The organism is Clostridium sp. 1001271B_151109_B4 (assembly GCF_015670405.1).
Lineage (GTDB): Bacteria > Bacillota > Clostridia > Clostridiales > Clostridiaceae > Clostridium.
Genome location: NZ_JADPBQ010000003.1, coordinates 68,888 through 75,346, shown reverse-complemented (window position 1 = coordinate 75,346; position 6,459 = coordinate 68,888). Strand labels below are relative to the sequence as shown.

Below are 6,459 nucleotides of genomic sequence, written 5' to 3'. Positions count from 1 at the left end.
TATTAATTTATCTTGTTCATGATAAAGCAGATATTCCAAAAGATTTAAAAGAAGTGGATTTAGTTATTCTTCCAGAACTAAGCATTTCATCATATATGAGCAATAAATTAAGAAATTAGCATAAGATTAATAAACTAAGAAAAACTAATAAAGAACTTTTATAATTAAGTTAAATATTAGAAAGAAAGAGGTTAGATTATGTTTAAGCATGAGAAACATTTAATACGTGAAGTAAAGGTTGAGAAGCCTAACTCAACATATGCTAATTTAATGCAAGAGCAATTAGGTGGAGCTAATGGAGAGTTAACAGCAGCATTAACTTATTTTATTCAAAGCTTTAGAGTTGATAATAAGGAAATAAAAGATTTATTCTTAGATATTGCTGCTGAAGAATTTGGTCATGCAGAAATGGTAGCAGAAACTATTAATTTATTAAATGGTAAAGATGTAACAGCACCACCAGCACAAGTTGGAGCAGTTGAAGCAACTACTACTTCTAGATTAACACCAATGCTTGCTAATTCTTCAGGATATCTATGGACAGCTGCATATGTAAATGAGACAGGAGACTTAGCAGCAGATTTATTAACTAACATAGGTAATGAACAAAGAGCTAAAACTACTTATGAAAATCTTTATAGACAAATAAAAGATAAGTATGTTAGAGAAACTATTCAATATTTATTACAACGTGAAGAAGCACATAATACAATGTTTAGAGAAGCATTTAATAAAATGCTTGGAACAGGTTCATTAAAGGATTGGGGAGATACAAAAGATGCTAAGATTTATCTAAATTTATCTACACCAGGTCAGTATTTTGGTGATTTAAAAGATCCAAAGGCACCAGCATTTGAAAATCCAGATCCAGTTAATAATAAGTAAACTACTACTTTATTAAAAATTTACTAATGACATACCTACTTGTGATATAATTAACATATAAATCAAAATTGGGGTATTAGTAATGAAAATTAAGATAATTAGTCTAGAAGATGAAAAAAGTATTAGTTTTAAAAATCCTTCATTAGGGTTTGAAATAGTAGATAATAAAAATTTTAATAATAGTAAATATTATAAAGTTGAAAAAAACATAATTGAAGTTTCCTATTTGCTAGAAAAGGATTTAAATATTGAAAAGTATGATTTAAAAAATAATTCAGATATAATCTTAATATTAGTAAAAAGCTTTGAGGGAAAAAATATAGAAATTATAAAGGAAATAAAAAGCAAATATAATATTTTAGTTGCAATTGGTGACGTAAATTTATCAGATAAATATATAAGAGATGAATTTAATAAATTAAATAATGTAATAATTGTAACTGAATTAAAAAAGGAAAATAAAATAGATTTAAAACTAATAACTTTAACGCTTAAAAACAAAGAAATATTTAATAAAATAAGTATTGAGAAACAACGTAATACTATTTTAATAGACAGCAATGAAAGTATAGGTAAAGTAGTATTATCCTTATTAGAACAATTTAATTATATGCAAAATAATAAAGAATATAATTTATATTTATATTCAAAAGAAGAGATTGGACTGCAGGAGCTAGCATATTTAGAAGATCCCATAAGGGAATATATTTATGATGATGCTATCTTGAAAATAGATACATTTACTAATGAAGATATTACTGATAAAAATTATTTTACAGTGTTTATAGCTAAATAAATTGAATATAGTATATGTTTAAGAAGAGAAGCCTGGTTAATTTATACAGAAATGTATAATTAACTAGGCTTTTTAGAGTTTAAATAATTTAATTGTTAAATTTATAACTTAAATAACTTAAATAATTATTTAAAAAGTTAAACAAATTGTAGGAAAAAGTCGAAGCTTGTACAATGATTCTTGTACGAAGAGATTAAGCATAAAAATGAATGTTAAAAAATATACAAGGAGCTGAGTTATATGTTAGAAATAATTAAAAACACATTAACAGACAATGCTATTTTAGGAGCGATATTTTCATCAGTAGCAATAATTCTTTTAGGATTTTATTTAAGAAAAAAAGAAATTTTAAATTCAAATGCTTCTAAAATGTTAACAAAACTTGTTCTTACAATTTCGTTACCTGCATTAGCATTTACATCATTTATGAAGGATATAAATGGAGAGCAGTTAAAGCAAGGTATGAGCATATTAATTTGGGGATTTGCAATTTATATTGTATTAATACCAATAACTAAAATAATGTATGCAAAAGTAAAAGGCGATAAACAAGATGTTTATAGAGTACTTACTATATTTGGTTCAACTACATTCTTTGGTACACCGATAGTTACTGCAGTATATGGTGCAGTAGGTACTATGTACTCAAACATATTTAATATTGCATATAGAGTATTTTTATATTCATATGCTTTTGTAAAAATGTCAGGCACAAAAATGGATAAAGATAATTTCAAAAAGAATATGAAAGAAATTTTCTTAAATCCAATAATAATAGCTACATTCTTAGGATTATTTATATGGTTATTCCAAGAAAAATTACCTCAAATAGCTGTAGCTACAGCAGATAGTACTACTAACTATGCATTTTTAAGAATTGACCAAACATTACCTTGGTTATATAAACCACTTACTTATTTAAGTAATTTAGCTTCACCACTTGCTTGGATTTCAATTGGTGCAACATTAGCAGAAGTTCCATTTAAAAAAGCAGTATCACAAAAAGATGCTTGGGGATATAGCTTAATTAAAGTATTATGTGTTCCAGCTATAAATTTTGTTTTATTATTAGTTGTTAGTAAATTAGGAATATTACCAGTTTCTTTTGAAGGAATGGCAACAACAGTAATAATGATGGCTGCACCAACAGCAACAGTTGCAGCAGCATATGCAATTAGTTATGATAGAGAATCATTATTTACATCAAACTGTTCTTTATTATCAACAGTTGTAGCAGTAGCAGCAATGCCAATACTTATAGTTATATTAGAAATAATAAGAAACATAGGATTATTTGCATAGGATAATCAATAAAAAATATAAATAAAAGAAAATATTAGGACAAGCCATTCTAAAAATAGAGTGGTTATTGTTCTTAATAAGATTATTTAAAGGAGAGAAAAATTATGATAAAATTAGTTTGTTATGGTGTTAGAGAAACAGAAGTTAAATATTTTGAAGAAATAAATAAAAAATTTGGATATGATATTAAGTTAGTAACTTTAGGTCTTAATCATGAAAATGTAAAAGAAGCAATTGGAGCAGAAGCTGTAATGGTTAGAGGAAACTGTAAAGCTGATAGACAAAACTTAGAGTTATTAAAAGCTAATGGATTAAAATATCTTTTAACTAGAACAGTTGGATTTGATCATGTTGATTTAGAAGCAGTTAAAGATTTAGATTTAAAATGTGCTAGAGTTCCAGGATACTCTCCAAATGCAATAGGTGAATTAGCAATTTCTTTATCAATGATGTTATTAAGACACACTGCTTATACTGTAAATAGAACAAGTGAAAAGAATTTTGTTGTTGACCCATTTATGTTCAGTAAAGAAGTAAGAAATTGTACAGTTGCAGTTTTAGGTGCAGGTAAAATTGGATTAACTACAGCTAAGTTATTCAAAGGATTAGGGGCTAGAGTAATAGCTTATGATGTATTCCAAAGTGATGCAGCTAAAGAAATAGTTGAATTTATGGAATTAGATGAAGTATTAGCACAAGCAGATATAATATCAGTACATATGCCATATATAAAAGATGTAAATTATCATATGATAAACGATGAATTTATATCAAAAATGAAGGATGGAGCTATATTAGTTAATACTGCTAGAGGTGAAGTTCAAGATATTGAAGCTATAATAAGAGGTATCGAAAGTGGTAAATTAGGAGGCTTTGGTACAGATGTTTTAGAAGGGGAATCTGTAACATTCTTTAAAGATTTAAGAGAAAAAGAATTGGAAAATGATTTACATCAAAGATTAGTAGATCTTTATCCAAGAGTATTAGTAACTCCTCATATAGGATCTTACACAGATGAAGCATTAACAAACATGATAGAATTCTCTTATGAAAATTTAAGAGAATTCTTAAATAATGGAACTTGCAAGAATAGCATAGCATAATAAAATTTAATTTAATATTATATAGGGGTGTTTAATAAACACCCCATTTTTATGTATTAAAATACTTTATAAAGAAAAAACAATATTGGTGATATAATATGAAGATGAAGTTTAAAAATAAAATAATTCTTTGGGCTGTTACAATTACATTTATTCCATTACTATTATCTTATATTATTTTTACAACAGCAAAGATATCAGATACAGAGGAGAGTATAAAAGTAACCTTGAAGAATGTAGGTAATGTTATAAGTCAAAATGATTTAGTTGTGGAAAAGCTTTACAAAAGAGAAAATGATAAAAGTATTCAAGAATATACAAAGGGATTTATAGAAAGCTTTAATGATGTTGATATAATAGTTGTTGGAGATATGACAGGTGAGAAATATTCACATTTAGATGAATCTCAAATAGGAGAAATATATGTAAATGAAGATAATAGAGATGTTATTGAGAAAGGAATAAGTTATTATTCAATAATGGAAGGGTCAATGGGAATAACATTAAGGTGGTTTGAACCAATATTTTACAAGAATAAACAAGTTGGATTTATTATGGTAGGAAAATATGAAAAAGATATTACTGTAATTAATTCAAAGACTAAAAGTACATATACTTTATTGTTTATTTTTTCTATAATACTATCAATAATAGGTGCAAAAATATTAGCAGATAACTTAAAAAAATTAATCTTGGATATGGAACCAGTTGAAATTGCAACTTTATATAAGGAAAAAAATATAATTATAGATAGTGTTAAGGATGGCATAATATCATTAAATAAAAATAAAGAGATTATAGAAATAAACAAAAGCTGTTATGAGTTATTTGAAAACTTTAAAGTAGAAGAAATACTAGAAAAGCTTAATGTTTACATAGATAATAAAGAAGAATTTGAAATGAAAGAATTTATAATTCAAGGCAAAAAAATATTTGTAACAATTAAAAATATTAAGTTAGGCGATAATTGCCTTAGAACAATAATTACTTTAGTTGATAAAAATCCTATTAATAAAATAGCAAAAGAGATAACTGGTGTAGATGAAATAATTAAAAATTTAAGAGCAAATGTTCATGAATTTAAAAATAGTTTATATGTAATTTTGGGATTACTTGAAATAAAAGCTTATGATGATGCAAAAAAATATATTTTGAAAAAACAGGAGATTCATGAAGAAGTAATAAGTAAGTTTGTTAGCATTGAAGATAAATATGTAAGAGGCTTATTGATTAGTAGGGAGTCAGTTGCTAAAGAGAGAAAAATAGAATTTTTATTAACAGAGGAATCATTTCTAGAAGAAGAGCATGGGATTATAGCCTCAAATGATATAGTAACAATACTAGGAAATTTAATTGAAAATGCATTTGAAGCATGTGCTTTATGTGGTGATATAAAAAAGAGGGTTGAGGTATCATTATATGAAGATGATTTAGTAATAGAAATGCAAGTAAGAGATAATGGAAAAAGTATTGATAATAAAATAAGAGATATAATGTTTACAGAAGGAATATCATCAAAAGGTGAAGAAAGGGGAACAGGATTATACTTAGTTAAAAATAGGGTTGAAATTTATAATGGTAGTATAGACATAGAAGAGTTTGATGATGAAAAAATATTTGTTGTAACAATTTTAAAAGGAGGTATATAAAAGTGAATGTATTAATAGTTGAAGATGATCCAATGGTAGCATTAATAAATAAACGATATTTAGAGCAAATTACAGACATAAAAACATTTGGTCCTGTAATGTATGAAAATGATATTATTAAAAACTTAAAAGAAAATGATATTGATTTGATATTAATGGACGTATTTTTACCAGAAAAAAGTGGAATAGATATTTTAAAGTCTATTAGAGCAAAAAACTTTTTTACAGATGTAATAATGATAACTGCAGCAAATAGCACAAATGAAATAAAAAGAGCATTTGCATATGGAGTAGTTGACTATTTAGTTAAACCATTTGAATTTGAAAGATTTAAGGACGCTATAAATAAATATAAGGCTAGAAAGAAAGTGTTGTTTAATGCAGATGTAGTAAGTCAAAGTGATATAGATAGCTTAATAATGAAAAATTCGTTAGAAAATGAAGTTAGGTTACCAAAAGGGTTAAGTGTAAAAACATTAGATAAAATAATGGAATTTTTAAATGAAAAATCTAATAAAGTTTGGACATTAAGGGAAATTGCATATGAAATAAAAATTAGCAATGTAACTATTAAAAAGTATATGGACTATTTAGAGAGTATAGGAAAAGTTAAATTAGAAATGAAATTTGGAAATGTAGGCAGACCAGAATGTGAATATTCTGTAAAAAAATAGAATAGTTATAATATGAAAAATAATGTAAATATGGTATAATATAAGTATAT

General features: G+C 25.6%; 6 protein-coding genes. All 6 read left to right on the top strand.

Annotation, left to right across the window (positions count from 1 at the left end; genetic code table 11):
- The first annotated feature begins 198 nt into the window (after positions 1–198).
- The 6 genes from I4V63_RS03100 (at position 199) to I4V63_RS15905 (ending at position 6,409) form a co-directional block, all read left to right on the top strand.
- Complete coding sequence (locus I4V63_RS03100) at positions 199–885, top strand: manganese catalase family protein (protein WP_195999838.1); 687 nt, start codon at positions 199–201, stop codon at positions 883–885.
- 82 nt (positions 886–967) lie between these two features.
- Positions 968–1,681, top strand: coding sequence for a hypothetical protein (locus tag I4V63_RS03095; RefSeq protein WP_195999837.1), 714 nt, complete (start codon positions 968–970; stop codon positions 1,679–1,681).
- A gap of 240 nt (positions 1,682–1,921) precedes the next feature.
- Complete coding sequence (locus I4V63_RS03090) at positions 1,922–2,983, top strand: AEC family transporter (RefSeq protein WP_195999836.1); 1,062 nt, start codon at positions 1,922–1,924, stop codon at positions 2,981–2,983.
- A gap of 104 nt (positions 2,984–3,087) precedes the next feature.
- Positions 3,088–4,086, top strand: a complete 999-nt coding sequence (locus I4V63_RS03085; protein WP_195999835.1) for a 2-hydroxyacid dehydrogenase — start codon at positions 3,088–3,090, stop codon at positions 4,084–4,086.
- A gap of 98 nt (positions 4,087–4,184) precedes the next feature.
- Positions 4,185–5,735: an ATP-binding protein gene (locus tag I4V63_RS03080; RefSeq protein ID WP_195999834.1), complete on the top strand. Its 1,551-nt coding sequence runs from the start codon at positions 4,185–4,187 to the stop codon at positions 5,733–5,735.
- Positions 5,736–5,737: 2 nt separating this feature from the next.
- Complete coding sequence (locus tag I4V63_RS15905; protein WP_347707717.1) at positions 5,738–6,409, top strand: response regulator; 672 nt, start codon at positions 5,738–5,740, stop codon at positions 6,407–6,409.
- Positions 6,410–6,459 lie beyond the last annotated feature (50 nt).